Below are 19,447 nucleotides of genomic sequence, written 5' to 3'. Positions count from 1 at the left end.
TAAAAACTAACCCAAACACAACTAGGTTTAATGCCAGAACGGGGCATGTTAGTATCTCTGAATGATTGACAACAAGATTCCGTGTGTTGCTAAGGCGGCTCCTGTTATAGGTATAATCGGAGGCACTGGAATATATGCATTGGAGGGATTACAAGATACCGTTTGGCACGATGTCGATACCCCCTTTGGGCCTCCGTCAGATCAACTGATGAGCGGTACCCTCAACACCGCGCAAATAGTATTCCTACCACGTCATGGCCGAGGCCATAAAATTCCTCCATCAGAACTCAACTTTAGAGCCAATATAGATGCGATGAAGCAGCTTGGTGTAACCGAAATACTATCCGTATCAGCAGTGGGATCGCTTCGAGAAGGTCTATCTCCAGGCACCTTCGTAATCGTTGATCAATTCATTGACCGTACTTTTGCGCGGATAAAGAGTTTTTTTGGAACAGGCTTGGTAGCCCATGTGTCAATTGCGGACCCGGTTTGCCCAAGGCTCGGTGATGCCATACAAGATGCCGGAAGTGGACTAGATATAGAGGTCGTTCGTGGCGGCACTTATCTGGCCATGGAGGGCCCACAGTTTTCTTCTCGTGCAGAGTCGGAGCTTTATCGAAATTGGGGGTGTGACGTAATCGGTATGACTAACATGCCAGAAGCAAAACTCGCGCGTGAAGCAGAACTTTGCTATAGCTCAGTTGCAATGGTAACTGACTATGATTGTTGGCATCAGAACCACGACAACGTCACAGCAGACATGATTTTGAAAACCCTTATTGGAAATGCTGAAAAAGCTAAGACACTATTAAGTGCGGTAATTCCGAAACTTGCGGAGCGGACAAGAAACTGCCCAGCTGGTTGTCACACTGCGCTCGACAACGCACTGGTTACCGCACCTGAAGCGCGTGATCCAAGATTAGTGTCTCAGCTTCAAACAATAGCCGGGCGGGTTCTGTGAACCAACCTCATTTTCTTTGCCGTTTTTCGACGGGGTATTTTAATTTCTTCCAAGCTCCGAATCCTCCCTCTAATTGAGCTACCTTTTTTAAACCCATATCCTGTACAGTTTTGGTGGCAAGGGCCGATCTCCATGCACTTGCACAGAAAAACACAAACGTTTTGTCGCTGGCGAACACTTCTCTGTGGTAGGGACTTTCTGGATCAACCCAAAATTCGAGCATTCCTCGGGGCACATGCACAGATCCGGGGATGGTGCCATCACGCTCGAGTTCACGCACATCTCTGATATCAACCAAAATGATTTCCCTATTCTCCATAAGCAAATCTGCACCTTCAATGGGAATGGTCTCTATTTCAGAGGTCGCTTTGGCCACCAACTCTTTCACTCCATGACAAATCATTAATCACCTCACTCCAGAAAAGAATAAACATGCAATATCTAAGTGACTTCACTCAACCAGTACCGGAGATAAAATAAAATGGCGAAGAGCTCTCCATCGCACAGCGGAATAGTTGATTGTTCGTCGGACTAAACTTCTTGCTAATCAAAAATTAAAAATATTAGTTATGAGTAAGGCTTGCCCAAACGTTTTATCTACATAAACTTGGTATTAAACATTAAAACGAAATAGAATAACGTCGCCGTCCTTAACAACATAGTCACGTCCCTCTTGTCGCATCTTACCTGCATCTTTAGCCGATTGCTCACCACCGAAGGTTACAAAATCATGGTAGCTTATAGTCTCCGCACAGATAAAACCCTTCTCAAAATCACTATGAATGATGCCCGCCGCCTGGGGTGCCGTAGAGCCATTTGGGACTGACCACGACCGGCTTTCCTTAGGCCCTGTGGTCAAAAATGTTACTAGATCTAAAAGCCTGTACCCTGCCTCTACAACCTTAGAAAGACCCGTTTGGTCAAGATCTAAGGTTTGAAGGAATTCAGTTTTTTCTCGGGGGCTCTCTAGTTGAGCTATTTCTGACTCAATTGCCGCCGAAATAACCACAGCCTCGGCTCTTTCGTTCCGGGCCCGCTTTATTACCTTTTCGGAATGCTCGTTACCTTTCGCTGCTGAACCCTCATCAACATTACAGACATAAAGTATAGGTTTAGCGGTTAGTAGTGCTAGTTCCTTAAAAAACGGAGCTTCGTCACCACTATAATCAAATTCCCGCGCTGGCTTCCCTTCTCTTAAGGCCTCGAGCACTCGCATCATTAAATCGTATAATACCTTCTCTCTAATGTCGCCACCTTTGAACCGTCGATGCATGTGCTCGGTCCTGCGCTCCAGGCTCTCTAAGTCAGCGAGAAGCAACTCTGTCTCCACAATATCAGCGTCTCTAATTGGATCCACAGACCCCTCAATATGAGAAACATCATCGCCCTCAAAACAGCGCAACATAGCGATGACGGCATCTACACCGCGGATATAACCTAGAAATTGATTGCCAAGGCCCTCTCCATTAGACGCTCCCTTGACAAGACCTGCTATGTCAACAACTTCAAGAAAACTTGGAATAATAGTCGAGGAATTACTGAGTTCCCCTAATTTAAAGAGTCTATCGTCAGGAACGGCAACACGCCCACTATTTGGCTCAATCGTGCAGAACGGATAATTGGCGGACTCTGCCTTAGCCGTGCTGGTAAGCGCATTAAAAAGGGTGGATTTACCGACGTTAGGCAATCCAACGATACCGCAGTTAAAACCCATTTTAGTCCTTTTTCCGACTCATAGTATTTTTCTGCTCAATATTGATGTTTTTTTGTAAAGGTCCCAATACCTGCGCCAATTTATTCATAAAAGTATTTCCATTACCATCGACAAGTGATCCTATCGACTCACTTATACCACCCAATATGGAACGTACAAGTTGTCGTTCAGCAGAGGAAAAATCACTCAACACATGTGAATTTACCAACTCTTTTCTGCCGGGATGACCAATGCCAATCCGTATGCGACTGAAATCCGCCCCAATGTAATTTTGAATACTCAGTAGGCCATTATGACCAGCAAGACCTCCCCCGGTTCGAAACCGTAATTTTCCAAAAGCCAAATCGAGTTCGTCGTGGGCGACGATAACATTCCTCGGCGCGATTTTATAGAATCTCGTAGCCTTTTGTACTGACTGGCCCGATTCATTCATAAAAGTTTCAGGTTTAAGAACAAGGATTCTCTGTCCGCGAATAACTCCATCTGCAACTTGCCCACGAAATTTAGATCTATAAGTTCCAAATGAGTATTGCTGAACTATGTCATCAACGGCCATATAACCGACATTATGTCGATTATTTTCATATCTGAGACCCGGATTACCCAGCCCCACTAGCAATAACATAGTATGCCTATCTTACTAGCTAACCGTCTGATTTCCCGGAGGCGTCGCCTGATTCATCTTCAGAGACATCACCGCCCTCTGCACCATCCTGACTAATTTCACCTTCCTCACTATCCTCGATTACCGTTGTGTCCTCCTCAACTACGGTCGGCGCAGCAACAGAGGCAATAGTGAAATCACGATCCGAAATAGTTAGGTCGACGCCAGTTGGTAATATTAAACTCGACGCATGCAGCCCATCTCCAATCTCAAGGCCCGTCAAGTCCAGATCAAAACTCGCAGGGATATCTTCCGCTGAGCAATTCACTTCAACAGTGTAGCGCACAACATTCAACACTCCACCCCTCTTCAGGCCCGGGCTCTCTTCCTCATTAAGAAAATTAACTGGAACTTCCACCGTTACCCTAGTCTCAGCAGTGACACGAAGAAAGTCTAAATGCTGCGGTAGATCATTAATGGGATGGACCTGAAGATCACGAGGCAATACTCGCTCCAATCCACTTTCAAGCTTAATCTCATAAATTGTTGAAAAGAACTCACCAGAATCAACACCCTTTATAACATCGCGCGGATCGACAGAGATAATTGCTGGTTCTTTGTTTCCACCATAAATAACAGCGGGCACACGACCAGCGCGTCGCACTGCTCGTGCGGCACCCTTGCCAGCTCGATCTCGGATTTCTGCATTCATTGCAACGGCATTGGACATCGATCTATCTCCTTAGCGGTCAAGCGAACCTCAGGGTTTTAACGGCTCATGTAGCCGAAATACAATCTTTTTTTTCTTTTTTTAGGACTTAATCGAATAGAGAAGAGACAGACTGAGATTTGGCTATCCTCTTTATAGCCTCTCCCAAAAGCGGTGCTATTGAGATCTGCCGTATATTTTGAGCGAGCCTGACTGCCTCCGTTCCCATGATACTATCAGTTATTACCATTTCCTCAAGCGGGGATGAACTTACACGAGCAACAGCGCCGCCGGATAGTACACCATGTGTAACATATGCACTCACCGTCTTTGCGCCAGCTTCTTTCAGTGCGACAGCTGCATTACACAGTGTGCCGGCTGAGTCTACAATATCATCAACCATTATGCAGTATTTATCTTTTACATCGCCAATAATGTTCATTACCTCGGAAACACCGGCTCGCTCCCGGCGCTTATCAATGATGGCCAAATCAGCATCTACACGTCGCGCAATTGCTCTAGCCCGTATTACACCACCAACATCAGGTGAAACTACTGTCAAATCACCATTTTTCTTAATGTTTTCTTCAATGTCTTTACCAAAGACTGGAGCAGCGTAAAGATTGTCGGTTGGTACGTCAAAAAATCCCTGTATCTGAGCCGCGTGGAGATCCAGTGTCAACACACGATGAGCTCCAGCAGTCGTAATTAAATTAGCAACCAACTTAGCCGAGATTGGCGTCCGTGGACCTGTTTTCCTGTCTTGACGCGCGTAACCATAATAGGGAATCACAGCTGTAATCCGCTTGGCGGAACCACGGTGTAGCGCATCCAGACAGACCAAAAGTTCCATGAGATTGTCATTTGCTGGGTAACTGGTGGACTGGATCACATAGACATCCTCCCCACGCACATTTTCAAGTATCTCTGCGAAAACTTCCATATCTGAGAAGCGGCGCACTGCTGCCTCTGTTAGCGGCACATTTAGATAAGCAGATATTGCTTCAGCAAGTGGCCGGTTACTATTGCAGCTTAGAATTTTCATTAATTCACCTCCGAGCGTGCTAGAACCACAGGCTTCATGGAGTCCCACCTCTCTTGATTTTAGGATGCACGGCTATCGTAGACCAATATTGTTTCGTGAAAAGATCTTTAAGCAGATTGGTCTATAACAACACATGGCATGTCTGTAAACGCTGTTACGGCTGGATCATTAAATATATATATTTATTTTTTATCGTGTATGCGAAAAGACCTTTTGGAGAGGGTTTGCAGGTCCAACGTTAGGTACTTCTATTTGTGTCGTTTCCAGCGGTCGAAGTATAGATTCGACGGGAGAGCCCTTCGACCCAATTTCTTTATCCTTTTGAGTCGGTGCAACATAGGGTTCCCACCTACTAGGGGTATGATCTTTCTCCTTAATATTAAGATTCGGTAAAGACATTAAAATATCTTTTATACTATTCCTCATTGCGACAGCTATATCATAGGCGTGAGGCCCCCATCGGTTTTTCAGCAAATTCTTCGGAACCCGATTGCTTTGCCTTAGACGGCCTACAATATCTCCTCTACGATCACGAAAAATCCAGATAATCTCAACTTCATCACTTGCCCTCGTTAAATGCTCGATAGCAATAAAAATATTTATCGTGAGGTCAGCGTTTCCCAATTTGTTAGTTACGTTTACACCTGACTTTCGGAGTACAGCACGTAATGCCACCGGCAATACTTTCGCACCATCACCAGGGGCTCCATATACTATTCCTACTGCTACCGTAGGGGGCTCCACAAATGGACTGTGATGATCCAAATTTGTACGCAGTATACGGGCTGTCTCGCGGCTAACTTCTGATGCGAAAGGCTTAATCCGCTGGCGAAAGTCGCGGGTCGTCACAGAATTTTCCTTTATTTTTAAATTCCCCTGTAATTTACCATTCTCATCTAGAAGTTCCCAATTTATATGAAATTGCACCATGCTGGTTTTTGAGTTTTTGGAACGTACGAACCCCCTAAGCGTATGACCATAGCGATGTGCGTCGCTGACGCTTGCTGGAATATCTATATCATTAAGGTTTTGAATAATTGCCTGCTGCAAAGTTGCGGATATATTCGCTGGTAGCCCGTTTACGGGAGCAATAAACACCCCACCGACATCATCGAGTTGGCGAAGTGCATCACTCAGTTTGGACGGTTTTTGCCCGAAAGGGCGGGGCAACTGCCCACATGCTCCAATTAAATGTGAAACTATTAATAATGCCAAAATGGGGCGATTAAAGCATAACACAGCACACCACTAGGCCTGCTAGGCAAAATATCAGAAGTTGCAGTAAATAAGGCATAAATGTCGTTTCAATTTTTCCTAGTTTATTTTTCGATCATTATGGCTGACAGCATTCGACCATAATCCGGTTGTTCGTGGATATACCCATAACGGTAACTAAAAAACCGCTCATTGTCTGCATACGTATCATGACCAGTCCAACTGACTTTATCTAGTCCTTGGTCTTTCATCAAACTTATGATGTAACCCGGTAAATCGAATAAAAAATGTGCTGCTCGTGATGCCTCGCTGAAAAAAGCTGCATTTTTTTGGTTCTGATCTAAAAAAGGTTCTAGAAATGTTTCACTTACCTCATAAGAATTAGGCCCAATTGTGGGACCAATAGCTGCAATAATGGAATCCGGTTGTGCCCCTATTTTGCGCATTTCATTTATGGTAGCCTCTACGACACCTGTAAGAGCACCGCGCCAGCCTGCGTGTGCAGCGCCTATTATTCTTGCTTTGGGATCACAAAACAGAACAGGCGCACAATCAGCGCTTAATATGCCAATTGCAATCCCAGACTTGTTGGTGACCATCGCATCGGCTCGAGGCGTTTCCTCTCTGGCCCAACTTCCATCCACATATTCAACCCTCTTACCATGCACCTGAAAAACACTGTGCAAACTCGTGGCGCCGAGAGAGTCGATAATTATCTGGCGGTTCTTGGTTACTTTATCGGTGGCATCATTAGACCCATAACCGACATTAAGAGATGCATATATGCCATCACTAACCCCTCCATTACGAGTGAAAAACCCATGCCGAAAACCACTTAAAACTGAAAGTCCACGGTCCGTTAGTATCTGCAAACCTTTGTCTGTCATTTAACAAATCCTGGTGGGACTGGCGACGGCACCTCCTCCCCCGAAGTCACCGCCAGCACCTTGAACAAGGTGCCCATTTCGCTGGGTGCAAGCAAACGATTACAAGCGCTGCGTATTCTGGCCTTTTCTTTTTCAGTCGCAAGCTTTGTAAGGCGTGAGGCCCTAATTTCTATGCCTAAAGACAAAAGAAAATCGCGTTGTGCCACAGGTCCCCAGCAACATACCCCCGAAGGAGCAGCCCGCTTCAAGGCCGAGAAATCTAAATGAGCCGAAATATCCACCTCACCCGGAGAATCAAGAAAATTCGTTGTTTGATGCCCACGTAATCCTTGAAGAGTTGCTTTTGGCTCTTTGAACTCAGAACCGTAATCAATCACCAACGCCGCCCCACCGTTTTTTGTTATCCCTGAGGCTAGAATTTCAAACAGAGAAATAGCAGCAGGGCAAATCTCTGTAATATCTCCAATTTTAGCGTTGCGAGTAATCACATCGTCTATCAAAGCTATATGTGGCGTCTCCCGCGGACTGATAATCAAATCAAGTCCCTCTATGCCTATTCCAACTAAAACTTCGCGCCATCCCGCATCAGTGTAACGAAACTGGTGAATTGGCAAAGCGTCAAAAAATTCGTTCGCAATAATAAGGTTTGGCATATCCGGCAAAGTAGCCACACTGTCATGCCATGTTGGACTATAATCTGATAATTGAGCCTTTTGGGTCTTTCGAAGTACAGGATTTGTTTCTACAAGATGCACAGAGATAGCCTCTAGAAACTCTGGTACAACTTTCGCAGCACGTAGTGCATCTGTCATCAGTGTTCCGCGACCCGGCCCTAGTTCCACCAAGGCAGCATCTGCAGGCGAACCTAACGCCCGCCACATTTCAACAACCCACAAACCAATAAGCTCACCAAAAATTTGGCTAATATCGGGGGATGTAATGAAATCACCATCGCAACCGAATGGATCTGCTGTTCTGTAATATCCGTACTGCGGATGCAACAATGCTTCCGCCATAAAAGCGGCAATTGTCACTGGACCCTGTGTCCTAATTCGCCTTCGCAAGGTCTGGAGAAGTTCGTTCAACCTTTTATCAATTCCTTGTTTACTCTGATAGGCGGTTGACGCAAAGCACGAACCACAACTAGCGTTCCCAGAACGATCATTACTGATGACAATAGTTGCCCCCAGGTTATGTCGAGAGGCAATTCACCAACAAAATGGGTCTGTTCCCGAAAGATTTCTCCTACCGAACGTAAAAACCCATATCCTGCTAGGAATGTCCCACCGATCAGTCCAGGACGCATCAATGCATCACGTCTAAATATTAGCCAGGTCAGGATAACAAAAAGGACTATGCCCTCAAGTCCCGCCTCATAAAGTTGGCTTGGGTGACGCACCTCAGGCCCCGCCCTTGGAAAAATTACACCCCAAGGCACGTCGGTAATTCGGCCCCATAATTCACCGTTCACAAAGTTACCTATCCGGCCAAGAAATAGTCCCACCGGGGTTGCTGCAGCCAACAAGTCGGCCAATGGCCAAAAATCTTTGTTTTTCATCCGCCCGTACAGATATATGGCGAAAATTACCCCTAATAAACCGCCATGGAAAGCCATACCGCCTTTCCATGGTTGTAACACCTCAATCGGATTATCGATGTAATACGCGGGGTGCCAAAGGAGAACAAACCCTAGCCGCCCTCCAATTAAAACGCCTAGGGTCACCCATACGAACAAATCGTCAATATCGACTTGCTTTACAATGAACGGCTGACGCAAAGTCAATGAGATGCAATAGCGCCAACCAAAGACCAAACCTAAAATGTAGGCTAATCCGTACCAATGTATTTCAAAAGGACCAAGGGCAAAAGCCACTACATCGAACTGCGGAAAAACATAAGGGCCCATACTTCAGCGATACCGGTCAGTCGTAGAGAGATAATTACGGATGTATTGTTTGGCGCCGTCCTCAATAGATGTAAGAGGCTTATTGTACCCACTTCCCCGCAAACGCGACATCTTTGCTTCAGTGAAATATTGGTATTTCTCGCGGATGGCTATTGGAGTAGCAATGTAATCAATACAGGATTTTTCACCCATCGCCGCAAAACAGGCTTCCGCAAGGTTTCTGAAGCTCCGTGCCTCCCCTGTACCACAATTATAAATGCCATTTACTTTATTCGTCGAATAAAGCCAAAGCATGATGTCCACACAATCGTTGACCCAGACGAAATCGCGCATTTGGCCCCCATCAGCATAGTCAGGATGGTGGGATTGGAAAAGTTTCGCACGCCCAGTTCTGGAGATTTGTTCAAATAGTTGCACTACTACACTTTGCTGGCCACCTTTATGATATTCATTTGGCCCGTAGACGTTGAAAAATTTTAACCCCGCCCATTTTTTTGGACTAAAGCCCGCTGCTGACATAGACAGCACTTGCTGATCAAACAGCTGTTTAGACCATCCGTAGGCATTTAACGGTCTAAGCTCGGCCAACGCAGCCGGATGATTATCATCGTCAAAGCCTTGTTTCCCATCTCCGTAAGTGGCCGCTGAGGAGGCATAAATAAAAGCTGCGTCATTCTCCACACACCAACGCCAAAGCATCATGGATACGCCGAAGTTATTATCTAACAGGTGGGCAAAATCGGTTTCAGTAGTCTCTGATGTTGCCCCCATGTGGAAAATACCGTCGACTTCGCCAGCACGCTCCATAAGCCATTTGGACAAATCCGCTGGTGCAACAATCTCGGATACATTGTGTTTTTTTAGGTTACCCTGTCTCTCGGCGCAATCAATTCGGTCGCAAACTATTAATGGCCCCTCACCACGATCACTCAATGCAGCAACTAGGTTAGAGCCAATAAATCCAGAACCTCCGGTGATTATAATCATAATACATGCACCCGATTTTATAACTCCTTTTCTTAGCTCGCTAACTAATTTCCTGCAAGCACCATAAACAATACAAGCTGAATGATTGAAACAGTTTTCAGATTCGCTTATATTTATACGTACGATTTGGTTAGAAAGGTTGTCATGCAGACAGAAAATAGATTTTTCGATGACATTGCGCGTGTGGCTAGTGGTGCCACCTCAACGCTGATAAATATTCGTACTGAGTTGGAGAGCATGATCAAACAGCGTTTAGAGCGCATTTTGGCGGATATGGATCTGGTACCTCGTGATGAATTCGAAGCGGTTAAAGCGGTTGCATCCCGGGCGCGGGCCGAGCAAGAGTTATTGGAAGAAAGAGTTGCTGAACTAGAAACATCTCTTAATAAGAACCATTCTAAAAAAGGTGTTAAGCGCTCCAAAAGACCTTCAAAGAAATAGTTATCCACGTCTAATTGGTCAAAAGCTAATTCTCCTATTGCAATAGATAATTCAGATAGTGCAGTCTACCAATAGTATTAGATTGTCTATTAGACACTATATCTGGGCATCTTATGTATCTTTGCGATTTTTTTACACAGTACGTTTGGCATAAAAATATTTTCGTTGTGATCAATCTAAGGCGGTCTGGAGGCAGGAGCGTATGTCCCTAATATCTGAGGAATTTTCTGAGAGGAGATTCAATCCCTTAGATTTGTTAGAAGAGTTAGTTATGGCTAATGAATGGCCATACGAGAGAGCAAGTGAAGATGAATTAGTCGTAGAAACGAGCGGTTGTTGGTGTAACTATAGATTATTTTTTGTATGGCGCGAAGATTTGAGCGCCCTTTATTTTACCTCGGTATTCGAATCTAGAGTCATTGAAGAAAAACGCCTCGCAGTAATCGAACTTACAGGGCTAGTTAATGAAAAACTGTGGCTAGGGCATTTTGAAGTTGGCTCAGAGGATGGCCTCCCCGTATATCGTTACACAATGCTAGCACGTGGACGCAACACCGTGTCAATTGAACAATTGGAGGATCTAGTTGACATAGCCTTAATGGAGTGTGAACGCTTTTATCCGGCTTTACAATTCGTGGTTTGGGCCGGGCGAACTCCCAAAGACGCAATGGCATCTGCTATGATGGAGACAGTCGGCGAGGCCTAGATCTAAAAACTTACGAGTATAAAATATGAACATTGAAACACAGCATCCATTAATTTTAGTGGGATGTGGAAAAATGGGTTCTGCAATACTTTCGGGATTGCTTCCCCAGATCCAATCAAGCGCTTGTATCAAGGTTGTTGACCCAGTTGGTATCCCTGCACAGGCCTGCAGAGATGGTATTTCTGTTTTTAAGGAAGCAAAGGAATTGCCGTCAAACTTGGAGCCAAGTATCATCATCTTTGCAGTTAAACCACAACAAATGGAAAAAGTCGTACCCTATTATTTGCGGTTTGTAGAAAGCGGTGCATTTTTCATTTCTATAGCTGCAGGCACTACTATCAAATTTTTTGAAGGTATTTTAGGATCAAGTGCTCCAATTGTCCGGGCTATGCCCAACACGCCAGCTTTAATTCAACAAGCAATCACTGTTGCATGCCCAAATTCAGCAATAACCGATTCTCAATTGGAATCTGCGAAGCTGCTATTAGAAACAATTGGCGAAGTAATTTTCATCTCCGATGAGAACCTGCTCGACCCCGTTACTGCTATATCTGGTAGTGGGCCGGCCTATGTGTTTTTCATGATCGAGTGTCTCACACAAGCTGGAGTGGAAAATGGCCTACCCCTACAGTTAGCCAGAGCGTTAGCCCTTAAAACGGTTTCCGGAGCGGGTATGCTTGCTTCAGAGAGCTCGGAAACCCCAGAACAATTGAGACAGAATGTAACCAGTCCGGGCGGAACCACTTTTGAGGCACTACAGGTACTAACAGCGAATAACAACGGACTGAAACAATTAATTTCAAACGCAGTTTCTGCTGCTACGCGCCGAAGCAGGGAATTAGCGGACTAGGACTTTCCTACACCTTACGGTATTATAAGAGTATGACTATAGCAAAAAACTTAGATAAAGTTATTATTGAGACTGCATTTGATTTAGCTCTCGAAAATGGTTGGAGAGCATTTTCACTCTCACAGCTTGCTCATGCAGTTGCCGAGAAGACATCAATGAGCCCAATGCTTGTTCGCGCCCATTGCCCTGCTAAGGCAGTCATACTTTCAACTTTTGAACACTACATTGATTCGTTAGTCCTAGCCGAGGAAATACAATTCACTGAACAAGATACGACCCGAGATCGAATTTTTGAAATGCTCATGCTCCGCCTTGAGACAATGCAGGAATACAAGCCAGCCTTAGCCCGAATTAGCCGTGACCTAACTTTGGACCCGTTCAGTGTGTTGGCGAACGGCCCGACACTTCTGCTGTCAATGTCACGAATGCTCAACGCCTCAGGACATTCGACAACTGGCCTAGCTGGTGTAGCCGAAACCCATGGGCTTTTAATTATATGGTTGTCTACTTTTCGCACTTGGCTTACTGATGACAACCCAGATCAGAGCCTGACCATGGCTACCCTCGACAAAAATTTGCGGCGCGGAAAGAGCTTCCTTAATCGATTTAAAGCGCCTTTGTCTTTCAAACCAAACCCTATGGCAAAGGCCTAAGTCTAGACGTCCGTCCCCTTAAACTTATTGCGGAATACGTAATTTAGCTCTAAGACCCCCTCGAGGTGAATCTGTCAGAGAAATATCTCCCCCATGGGCACGAACAATATCTTCTGCTATCGCAAGCCCCAAACCAGTCCCTCCAGTCTTTGAATTACGTGACTGATCTAATCTATGGAATGGGCGAAACACGTCGCCACGATCAGCCTCTGGAATACCAGGCCCATCATCATCGATTGTGATTTCGATCATTCCCTGCCGTTTGCCAGTCAAAGCCCACACGTGTTCACCATAGCGACACGCGTTAGCAATCAAATTATTCAAACAACGCCTTAATGCCTCACGCTTTATGGGTAATTCAAATTTACCTTCTACGTGGCAGTCTATCGCTATACCGTTGCGTTTCCAATCCGCAACTACAGCCTCTACGAAAGCTGAGATCTCCACGGGCTCAGCAATTTCATCACCTTCTCCTCGTGCAAAGGCGAGATAACCATCTATCATTAACTCCATTTCTGTAATATCTGACTTGAGATCCTCTATGCCACTCGCCCCTGCCATCATCTCGAGCTGGAGTTTCATTCGGGTCAAGGGTGTCCGCAAATCGTGACTTACCCCAGACAACATATCTGTACGCTGACGCATTTGACGGCGAAGTCTCCCTCGCATCAAATTAAAGGCAATTCCTGCTTGCCGTACCTCAGTTGCTCCTGCAATATTGATATCTGAACTGATCTCGCGGCCCTTGCCAAATTCATCTGCCGCTGCCGCAAGTCTGCGAATGGGCTTTACTTGATTGCGCATGAAAACTGCAGCCACACCAAGTAAAATAACAGATGTTCCAACCATCCAAAGTATAAAAATGTAAGTGGTATCGCTAAAAACCCTCTCACCAGGAGCTGTAACCTCCAACACGCCATTTGGCATTTGCAAATGTATTAATACTCTCTCTTTAAAAGAGGAAGTATCAATCACAAAAGGTAACTGCACCCGTTCTGTAAGTTGCTTGGCAAGTGCCTTATCAAGAATCCCCAAATGGGATTGATTTACAGAGGGGAGTTCTTGATAAGGAAGAAATTTCATATCTAATAAGAAATGACGACGTGATTGATAAAAGATCTCATCTTTATTATCGCCTTGGAAATCCCAATTTAATTTTTCAATCACGAAACCGATCTCGCCAGCAATGGCACTCGTTAGACGCCGCGTGACAGTCTCCCAATGCCTATCAAAAAAGATTATTGCGGACACCACCTGTAATATAATCAGAGGAGTGACAATGATCATTAGAGAACGGCCCAGTAGGGTTTTAGGTAGAAACCGCTTTAGAAAGAAAAATGGCCTGATACGAAAGATGAAGTTTAATATAGGAATATTTCGCATGTTTTCAGTCCGGCCTTAACACATAGCCACGACCTCGCACCGTCTGCAAGTAGCGAGGTGTTTTTGGATCCTTCTCAAATTTCCGGCGAAGACGGGTCACTTGAACATCAACGCTACGTTCTCCACCTTCGATATCACACTCCTCCGTTAATTCTAATCGCGTTAGGACCACACCGGGTCGAATAGCTAATGCAGTTAACAAACTTGCTTCGGCAGAAGTTAGTTTAATCAAGCCATCTGTACCACTTAACAAGGCTCGTTTAGGCTCAAAACAGAATGCACCAAGCATCACACTCGACGGTATTTCGTCCTCAATATCCGGTTTATGCGATTGGGTCCGTCGCAAGATAGTCCTTATCCGCAAAAGAAGTTCACGCGGCTCAAATGGCTTAGAGATGTAATCCTCAACGCCGGCCTCGAGACCTTCAATTCTGTCTTTAATTTCGCCCATTGCGGTAAGCATTAATATCGGCACCACATTTCTTTTATTAAATTCACGTGCTAAACTTAGTCCATCAAGGCCAGGCATCATGCGATCAAGTACCATTAGGTCGAATTGAATTGACCTTTGAACATCTTTTGCCGATTCGGCGTCATGAGCGGTGGTTACCCGATAACCATTGTCATTTAGGAATTTTTTTAACAAATTGCGTAGTCGTGTATCATCGTCTACCACAAGAATATGTGCGGGATCTAAGTGCATAGATATAAGTATACCAGTTTTTTTAACATTGAAGGTGTTTACCATCGCGTCACATTTTTTTTAAATACGAAATGATAATCCTTAAGTAATGTGTAAAATAAAGGTTAAGAACGACGTTCTGCCCATAGCTTTTGGCTATGTGTTTGAAGAAAAGCCGTAGAATAGCTCGAAAACCCACGGGAGATATAAAATGACTTTTAACCAACCTTTCGATGATCGCCCAGGACGAATCTGGTTTGATGGTGCGTTGGTACCTTGGAAGGATGCTACGGTTCATGTTTTGACGCATGCTCTTCATTACGCATCAGCGGTCTTTGAAGGCGAACGAATTTATGAGGGCCGCATTTTTAAACTACATGAACATACTGAGCGTCTTTTTTATAGTGCGCGCCAACTTGACATGGAAATGCCGTATTCTGCGGCAGAAATCAATGATGCGTGCAATGCGGTAGTAGCTGACCACGGCATCAAAGACGGTTATGTTCGCCCCATTGCGTGGCGAGGGTCGGAGTTAATGGGAGTCTCTGCTCAAGCCACGAAGATACACGTTGCAGTCGCTGTTTGGGAGTGGCCAGCATATTTTTCATCAGATGCCCGAATGGAAGGCATTAGAATGCAATGGTCAAAATGGAAACGGCCAGATCCAGAAACAATCCCCGCGGACACCAAGGCTACCGGTCTCTATATGATTTGCACTCTCTCAAAACATGCGGCAGAAGCAAAAGGTTATAATGATGCTTTAATGTTGGACTATCGGGGTTATATTGCGGAGGCAACGGGTGCCAATATATTCCTTGTTATTAATGGGAAGTTGCATACGCCGAAGCCGGACTGTTTTCTTAACGGTATTACGAGACGAACCGTCATCGCTCTTGCAAAAAAATTCGGATATGAGGTCATTGAACGCCACATCAAGCCAGAGGAACTAGCCGATGCAAGTGAGGTCTTTCTGACAGGAAGTGCGGTAGAAGTGACCCCAGTGAAGGAAATAGGCCAGTATAGTTTTGCGCCAGCTAAAATTACACGAACACTACTAGAAGCTTATGATGAAGAAGTGCGTCGTGAAGTCCCTGTGACACTGAATGCTGCATAGTCCTATTTCACTTTTTCACTGACCAGCGGGCAGATGCTGCATTGTCATCCATGCGCGCCTTAACCCACTTGGCATTTCCGTTCCCCTCTTCGAGCTTCCAGAATGGTGCTTTTGTTTTGAGCCAATCAACAAGAAACTCACAAGCATTGAATGCCGATACTCTGTGCTCACTCGCAGCAGCTACTAATACTATCCTGTCGCCAGGCTCCAAATACCCGTAGCGGTGAATGATCAGACTTGAAGATAAGTTCCAGCGTTCCACCGCCTCAGAGGCTATCTTGCCCAATATTTTCTCTGTCATACCGGGATAATGCTCCAATGTCATTGAAGCCACTGAATCTAGATCACCAAAATCACGTACCAAGCCAATGAAACTAACCAAGCCCCCTACATTGTGCTGTCCGACCGTGAGACCAGCCAACTCGGCATTAACGTCAAAATCATGTTCTTGCACACGCACAGTCATTTTACCCCCCTGTGACCGGGGGAAAAAGTGCGACTTCATCGTCCTCGCTAAGTTTAGCATCAAAATCGACGATTTCGTGGTTAATAGCCACCCTGAGTGCAGCGACGTCTTCAAATGCTCGGGCGTATTGTGGCCCACGCTGGCGCAGCCAATCAATTAACTTACCTACATTATTAACATCATGAGGAGGAGTAACGTACTCTTCGTTAACCCCCGTTTGTTGCCGAACCCATGCAAAATAAAGTAATTTCATGGTAAATCATCCATTGCGCTAAGAATTACTTGAGCCCACGTCTTTCAGGTGCCTTCGGGAAGCACTGAGATAGTCATAACCCGTTATTAAGGTAAACACAGCAGCACTCCAGAGTCCCGTCTCTCCAACTAAAATCGTAGGATAAGCAGCAGGCCCTGCATCATGGATAATGAGATGCCCAAGCGCAATCATTTGTATCACAGTCTTCCATTTTGCAAGACTTGAAACTGGAAGCCGAACCTTCAACTCAGCTAAGTATTCTCGCAAACCAGAAACTAGTATTTCCCTCATCATAATTACCAAAGCTGCCAACACAACAAAGCCGTCAATACGACCATCGGCAACAAGCATTAAGGCGACTGCGACGACCAGAAGTTTATCCGCCACGGGATCCAAAAATCGGCCAAAATTTGATATTTGGTTCATTGAACGTGCGATATAGCCATCAAAGAAATCCGTTAAACAAGCCAACGTAAATAATCCCAGCGCAATCCAGCGCAAAACATGCCCTTCCGCATACAGCAATGCTATCAACGGCACGATAACAAAAATGCGCGAGACAGTTAGCAAATTGGGCAAATTGGTAAACATCAAATAATCTCCTACCTCAGTCTACCTTAAACATCGTCATGAAAATAATCATAAATTTTCTTTGCAACATGCCCACTTATGCCTTCGACTGCCTTAAGGTCCGACAAACCAGCCTCTGAAACACCCCTAGAAGATCCAAATCGCATCAGCAGGGATTTTTTCCGTTTTGCCCCAATACCAGCGATCTCATCCAGTGGGGACATTGCGATAGAATTTTTACGTCGAGTCCGGTGTGCCCCAATGGCAAAACGATGAGCTTCATCACGAAGCCGCTGGCAATAATGCAACAATGGATCGCGAGACGGCATGATAAATGAAGCTTTTCCAAGCATGTGAAACTGTTCTCGTCCAGCATGTCGATCAGGTCCTTTAGAGATTGCAAGAAGAGGCACATCTTGAATGTCTAATTCGCCGAGAACGTCTTTCGCAGCTGACAATTGACCCTTCCCCCCATCTAGAATGACCAAATCAGGCCACTGCCCTGACCGTCTTTCCGGGTCATCTTTTAGGACGCGCGAGAACCTACGTTTCAGTACTTCTCGCATCATTTCATAATCGTCTCCACCACGACTTCTTTTTGAGCGACTTGTAGCAGCATTTTTTGAACGAATATTAAATTTGCGATATGCATTTTTGATAAATCCAGACGGACCGGCAACGACCATGCCGCCAACGGCGTTGTCACCTTGTATGTGACTATTATCGTATACCTCTACTCTATCTAGCCGTCCTTCCAAACCAAGTCTTTGACCTAACTCTTTGAGAAGCCTGATTTGTGATTCCTGCTCGGCTAAACGCCTAGCAAGTGCGTTACAAGCGTTTGTAAACGCATGCTCAACAAGCTTCTTTCTCCTTCCTCGGCTTGCAGTCCGGATACTGACCTTGTGGCCGGCTCTCAAAGAAATTGCCTCAGCGATCAATTTCTGTTCTGGCGCTTCAATACCAAGTACAATCGACTTCGGTGCCGGACTTTGTTCATAAAATTGTCCTAAGAATGCGGCCAAGACCTTCTCTGGTCGGTCGTTACGGTCGTGGCTTGGGAAATATGCCCTGTTACCGTAGTTGCGGCCACCTCGGAAAAAGAATATTTGTATGCAACAATGTCCACTCTCTTGTGCAACTGCTATTACATCGACGTCACCAAGACCAGAAATATTTATATCTTGATGAGCCTGAATCCGACTCAGAGCGCGAATACGGTCACGAATTTGGGCGGCCCTCTCGAAGTCACGAGCATCGCTGGCCGCTTGCATTCGCTCACCTAGAGCTTGCTGAACACGATGCGAACGCCCAGACAGAAAATCATAAGCCTGATCCACTAACGCCGCATATTCCTCTTTATTAATTTTGCCAACACAGGGTGCAGCACACCGCTTAATCTGATACTGGAGACACGGTCTAGTGCGCGTAGAGAAAATATGATCCGAACAATTGCGTAATAAAAATGCACGTTGGAGCGCTGAAATTGTCCTATTAACAGAGCCTGCAGAGGCAAATGGACCAAAATACCGACCAGCCCGATCATTGTTTCTTTTTCGGGCCCCACGATGCTTAACTACCCGCGCAAAATCATGCTCACCAGTTATCAAAATATATGGAAAAGACTTGTCATCCTTGAGCAGTACATTGTAACGCGGTCTCAACTTCTTTATCAGATTGGACTCCAATAACAACGCCTCAGCTTCGGTATGTGTAGTGATGAATTCCATAGAAACAGTTGCGGCCACCATGCGCTGAATTCTTGTGGGCATGCGCATAGGTTTAGTGTAAGCCGCCACTCGCTTTTTTAGGTTACGGGCCTTACCCACATAGAGTGCGTCACCATTTGGGTCTTGCATACGATAAACACCAGGCTTTCCTGGCAATGTTGCTAAGTTTGCCTTAATTACCTCAACACCACGCGCTAAATTTATAGACTGCCCCACAACTGTTTTTTGTTTTTGCATTTGTATTTTGCTGGCGCTCATTCCTCCGGCTTCCTATTGAGTATTTTCGGAACAGTTTTAGGGCGACCACAATTAAAAGTTTCAGGCAGCCACCTTCGACCCTAGCAACTTGGTGGTGCGAGTAATGCAAGCACTTTTTTCATTTGCGCCTATTATGTGGATAACTCTGTTGAAATCCTGTCCTCGACCAACCCAAGCATTGAAATCCCCTGCAAACTGCATTTTTGCACAAAATTTAGGCAAATAAAATAAGGCATTGTTTTATATCAATAAAAGACATTTTTGAAATAATATTTTCGTTAATACCTAACTGAAAAAAAATAAACACCGTGAG

General features: G+C 45.2%; 22 protein-coding genes. 6 read left to right on the top strand and 16 right to left on the bottom strand.

The features are described from left to right. Positions 1–61: 61 nt before the first annotated feature. Positions 62–961, top strand: a complete 900-nt coding sequence (locus VX941_10425) for an S-methyl-5'-thioadenosine phosphorylase (GenBank protein ID MEE2933818.1) — start codon at positions 62–64, stop codon at positions 959–961. 7 nt (positions 962–968) lie between these two features. On the opposite strand, the gene VX941_10420 is transcribed toward VX941_10425, so the two are convergent. The 10 genes from VX941_10420 to rfaD all read right to left on the bottom strand — a co-directional run bounded on the left by VX941_10420 (position 969) and on the right by rfaD (position 10,028). Continuing rightward, positions 969–1,364 (bottom strand): rhodanese-like domain-containing protein, encoded by a 396-nt coding sequence (locus VX941_10420; GenBank protein ID MEE2933817.1) that lies wholly within the window; start codon positions 1,362–1,364, stop codon positions 969–971. A gap of 210 nt (positions 1,365–1,574) precedes the next feature. Then, positions 1,575–2,675: a redox-regulated ATPase YchF gene (gene ychF, locus VX941_10415; protein ID MEE2933816.1), complete on the bottom strand. Its 1,101-nt coding sequence runs from the start codon at positions 2,673–2,675 to the stop codon at positions 1,575–1,577. A 1-nt stretch (position 2,676) separates the two neighbouring features. After that, complete coding sequence (gene pth / locus VX941_10410) at positions 2,677–3,300, bottom strand: aminoacyl-tRNA hydrolase (protein ID MEE2933815.1); 624 nt, start codon at positions 3,298–3,300, stop codon at positions 2,677–2,679. A gap of 19 nt (positions 3,301–3,319) precedes the next feature. Continuing rightward, on the bottom strand, positions 3,320–4,009 hold the full coding sequence (locus VX941_10405) for a 50S ribosomal protein L25/general stress protein Ctc (GenBank protein MEE2933814.1): 690 nt from the start codon (positions 4,007–4,009) through the stop codon (positions 3,320–3,322). Positions 4,010–4,097: 88 nt separating this feature from the next. Continuing rightward, positions 4,098–5,033 (bottom strand): ribose-phosphate pyrophosphokinase, encoded by a 936-nt coding sequence (locus VX941_10400; protein MEE2933813.1) that lies wholly within the window; start codon positions 5,031–5,033, stop codon positions 4,098–4,100. 189 nt (positions 5,034–5,222) lie between these two features. Next, entirely contained in the window at positions 5,223–6,203 is a 981-nt protein-coding gene (locus tag VX941_10395; protein ID MEE2933812.1) for a hypothetical protein, read from the bottom strand. 149 nt (positions 6,204–6,352) lie between these two features. After that, complete coding sequence (gene pgeF / locus VX941_10390) at positions 6,353–7,135, bottom strand: peptidoglycan editing factor PgeF (GenBank protein ID MEE2933811.1); 783 nt, start codon at positions 7,133–7,135, stop codon at positions 6,353–6,355. Continuing rightward, positions 7,132–8,220, bottom strand: coding sequence for an SAM-dependent methyltransferase (locus VX941_10385; GenBank protein ID MEE2933810.1), 1,089 nt, complete (start codon positions 8,218–8,220; stop codon positions 7,132–7,134). The genes pgeF and VX941_10385 overlap by 4 nt, the downstream gene beginning before the upstream one ends. Further along, the gene (gene lgt / locus VX941_10380) at positions 8,217–9,041 is read right to left on the bottom strand and encodes a prolipoprotein diacylglyceryl transferase (protein ID MEE2933809.1); all 825 of its coding nucleotides are present in this window, start codon (positions 9,039–9,041) and stop codon (positions 8,217–8,219) included. Before lgt ends, VX941_10385 begins: the two co-directional genes overlap by 4 nt. Before the next feature lie 3 nt (positions 9,042–9,044). Further along, positions 9,045–10,028: an ADP-glyceromanno-heptose 6-epimerase gene (gene rfaD, locus VX941_10375; GenBank protein ID MEE2933808.1), complete on the bottom strand. Its 984-nt coding sequence runs from the start codon at positions 10,026–10,028 to the stop codon at positions 9,045–9,047. 144 nt (positions 10,029–10,172) lie between these two features. On the opposite strand from rfaD, the gene VX941_10370 reads away from it, so the two are divergent. The 4 genes from VX941_10370 (at position 10,173) to VX941_10355 (ending at position 12,678) form a co-directional block, all read left to right on the top strand. Then, the gene (locus VX941_10370) at positions 10,173–10,469 is read left to right on the top strand and encodes an accessory factor UbiK family protein (protein MEE2933807.1); all 297 of its coding nucleotides are present in this window, start codon (positions 10,173–10,175) and stop codon (positions 10,467–10,469) included. Positions 10,470–10,671: 202 nt separating this feature from the next. Next, complete coding sequence (locus tag VX941_10365) at positions 10,672–11,175, top strand: YbjN domain-containing protein (protein ID MEE2933806.1); 504 nt, start codon at positions 10,672–10,674, stop codon at positions 11,173–11,175. 25 nt (positions 11,176–11,200) lie between these two features. Next, positions 11,201–12,025 (top strand): pyrroline-5-carboxylate reductase, encoded by an 825-nt coding sequence (gene proC, locus VX941_10360; GenBank protein MEE2933805.1) that lies wholly within the window; start codon positions 11,201–11,203, stop codon positions 12,023–12,025. A 32-nt stretch (positions 12,026–12,057) separates the two neighbouring features. Beyond that, positions 12,058–12,678 carry a hypothetical protein gene (locus VX941_10355; GenBank protein ID MEE2933804.1) on the top strand — a complete coding sequence of 207 codons (621 nt, stop codon included), beginning with the start codon at positions 12,058–12,060 and terminating at the stop codon, positions 12,676–12,678. Between the two features lie 24 nt (positions 12,679–12,702). Here the strand turns inward: VX941_10355 and VX941_10350 are convergent, their stop codons facing one another. Together VX941_10350 and VX941_10345 are read right to left on the bottom strand one after the other, a co-directional pair. Further along, positions 12,703–13,965: an ATP-binding protein gene (locus VX941_10350; protein ID MEE2933803.1), complete on the bottom strand. Its 1,263-nt coding sequence runs from the start codon at positions 13,963–13,965 to the stop codon at positions 12,703–12,705. A 100-nt stretch (positions 13,966–14,065) separates the two neighbouring features. Further along, entirely contained in the window at positions 14,066–14,764 is a 699-nt protein-coding gene (locus VX941_10345; protein MEE2933802.1) for a response regulator transcription factor, read from the bottom strand. Between the two features lie 190 nt (positions 14,765–14,954). Between VX941_10345 and VX941_10340 the strand changes: the two genes are divergently transcribed. Then, positions 14,955–15,857 (top strand): branched-chain amino acid aminotransferase, encoded by a 903-nt coding sequence (locus VX941_10340; GenBank protein MEE2933801.1) that lies wholly within the window; start codon positions 14,955–14,957, stop codon positions 15,855–15,857. Between the two features lie 7 nt (positions 15,858–15,864). Here the strand turns inward: VX941_10340 and VX941_10335 are convergent, their stop codons facing one another. Genes VX941_10335 through uvrC form a run of 4 tightly spaced genes read right to left on the bottom strand, consistent with a single transcriptional unit; the run spans position 15,865 to position 19,113 of the window. Next, positions 15,865–16,323 (bottom strand): molybdenum cofactor biosynthesis protein MoaE, encoded by a 459-nt coding sequence (locus tag VX941_10335; GenBank protein MEE2933800.1) that lies wholly within the window; start codon positions 16,321–16,323, stop codon positions 15,865–15,867. Position 16,324: 1 nt separating this feature from the next. After that, a complete protein-coding gene (gene moaD, locus VX941_10330) occupies positions 16,325–16,576 on the bottom strand; it encodes a molybdopterin converting factor subunit 1 (protein MEE2933799.1) in 252 nt (83 codons plus the stop codon). A gap of 18 nt (positions 16,577–16,594) precedes the next feature. Next, on the bottom strand, positions 16,595–17,167 hold the full coding sequence (pgsA, locus tag VX941_10325; GenBank protein MEE2933798.1) for a CDP-diacylglycerol--glycerol-3-phosphate 3-phosphatidyltransferase: 573 nt from the start codon (positions 17,165–17,167) through the stop codon (positions 16,595–16,597). A 26-nt stretch (positions 17,168–17,193) separates the two neighbouring features. Continuing rightward, on the bottom strand, positions 17,194–19,113 hold the full coding sequence (uvrC, locus tag VX941_10320) for an excinuclease ABC subunit UvrC (GenBank protein ID MEE2933797.1): 1,920 nt from the start codon (positions 19,111–19,113) through the stop codon (positions 17,194–17,196). Positions 19,114–19,447: the final 334 nt, after the last annotated feature.

It is taken from the genome of Pseudomonadota bacterium, assembly GCA_036339585.1.
In the GTDB taxonomy this organism is placed as follows: domain Bacteria; phylum Pseudomonadota; class Alphaproteobacteria; order UBA8366; family UBA8366; genus UBA8366.
Note: the sequence above shows the minus strand (reverse complement) of the source record. Positions and strands in the feature narration are given on the sequence as shown.

Bases quoted from the DNA above. Each gene is read 5' to 3' on its own strand.
- rfaD (MEE2933808.1), bottom strand. From the start codon at position 10,028: ATGATTATAATCACCGGAGGTTCTGGATTTATTGGCTCTAACCTAGTT.
- VX941_10425 (MEE2933818.1), top strand. From the start codon at position 62: ATGATTGACAACAAGATTCCGTGTGTTGCTAAGGCGGCTCCTGTTATA.
- moaD (MEE2933799.1), bottom strand. From the start codon at position 16,576: ATGAAATTACTTTATTTTGCATGGGTTCGGCAACAAACGGGGGTTAAC.
- ychF (MEE2933816.1), bottom strand. From the start codon at position 2,675: ATGGGTTTTAACTGCGGTATCGTTGGATTGCCTAACGTCGGTAAATCC.
- VX941_10420 (MEE2933817.1), bottom strand. From the start codon at position 1,364: ATGATTTGTCATGGAGTGAAAGAGTTGGTGGCCAAAGCGACCTCTGAA.
- VX941_10365 (MEE2933806.1), top strand. From the start codon at position 10,672: ATGTCCCTAATATCTGAGGAATTTTCTGAGAGGAGATTCAATCCCTTA.
- proC (MEE2933805.1), top strand. From the start codon at position 11,201: ATGAACATTGAAACACAGCATCCATTAATTTTAGTGGGATGTGGAAAA.
- uvrC (MEE2933797.1), bottom strand. From the start codon at position 19,113: ATGCAAAAACAAAAAACAGTTGTGGGGCAGTCTATAAATTTAGCGCGT.
- VX941_10335 (MEE2933800.1), bottom strand. From the start codon at position 16,323: ATGACTGTGCGTGTGCAAGAACATGATTTTGACGTTAATGCCGAGTTG.
- VX941_10345 (MEE2933802.1), bottom strand. From the start codon at position 14,764: ATGCACTTAGATCCCGCACATATTCTTGTGGTAGACGATGATACACGA.
- pgsA (MEE2933798.1), bottom strand. From the start codon at position 17,167: ATGTTTACCAATTTGCCCAATTTGCTAACTGTCTCGCGCATTTTTGTT.
- lgt (MEE2933809.1), bottom strand. From the start codon at position 9,041: ATGGGCCCTTATGTTTTTCCGCAGTTCGATGTAGTGGCTTTTGCCCTT.
- pth (MEE2933815.1), bottom strand. From the start codon at position 3,300: ATGTTATTGCTAGTGGGGCTGGGTAATCCGGGTCTCAGATATGAAAAT.
- VX941_10350 (MEE2933803.1), bottom strand. From the start codon at position 13,965: ATGATCATTGTCACTCCTCTGATTATATTACAGGTGGTGTCCGCAATA.
- VX941_10400 (MEE2933813.1), bottom strand. From the start codon at position 5,033: ATGAAAATTCTAAGCTGCAATAGTAACCGGCCACTTGCTGAAGCAATA.
- pgeF (MEE2933811.1), bottom strand. From the start codon at position 7,135: ATGACAGACAAAGGTTTGCAGATACTAACGGACCGTGGACTTTCAGTT.
- VX941_10370 (MEE2933807.1), top strand. From the start codon at position 10,173: ATGCAGACAGAAAATAGATTTTTCGATGACATTGCGCGTGTGGCTAGT.
- VX941_10340 (MEE2933801.1), top strand. From the start codon at position 14,955: ATGACTTTTAACCAACCTTTCGATGATCGCCCAGGACGAATCTGGTTT.
- VX941_10405 (MEE2933814.1), bottom strand. From the start codon at position 4,009: ATGTCCAATGCCGTTGCAATGAATGCAGAAATCCGAGATCGAGCTGGC.
- VX941_10355 (MEE2933804.1), top strand. From the start codon at position 12,058: ATGACTATAGCAAAAAACTTAGATAAAGTTATTATTGAGACTGCATTT.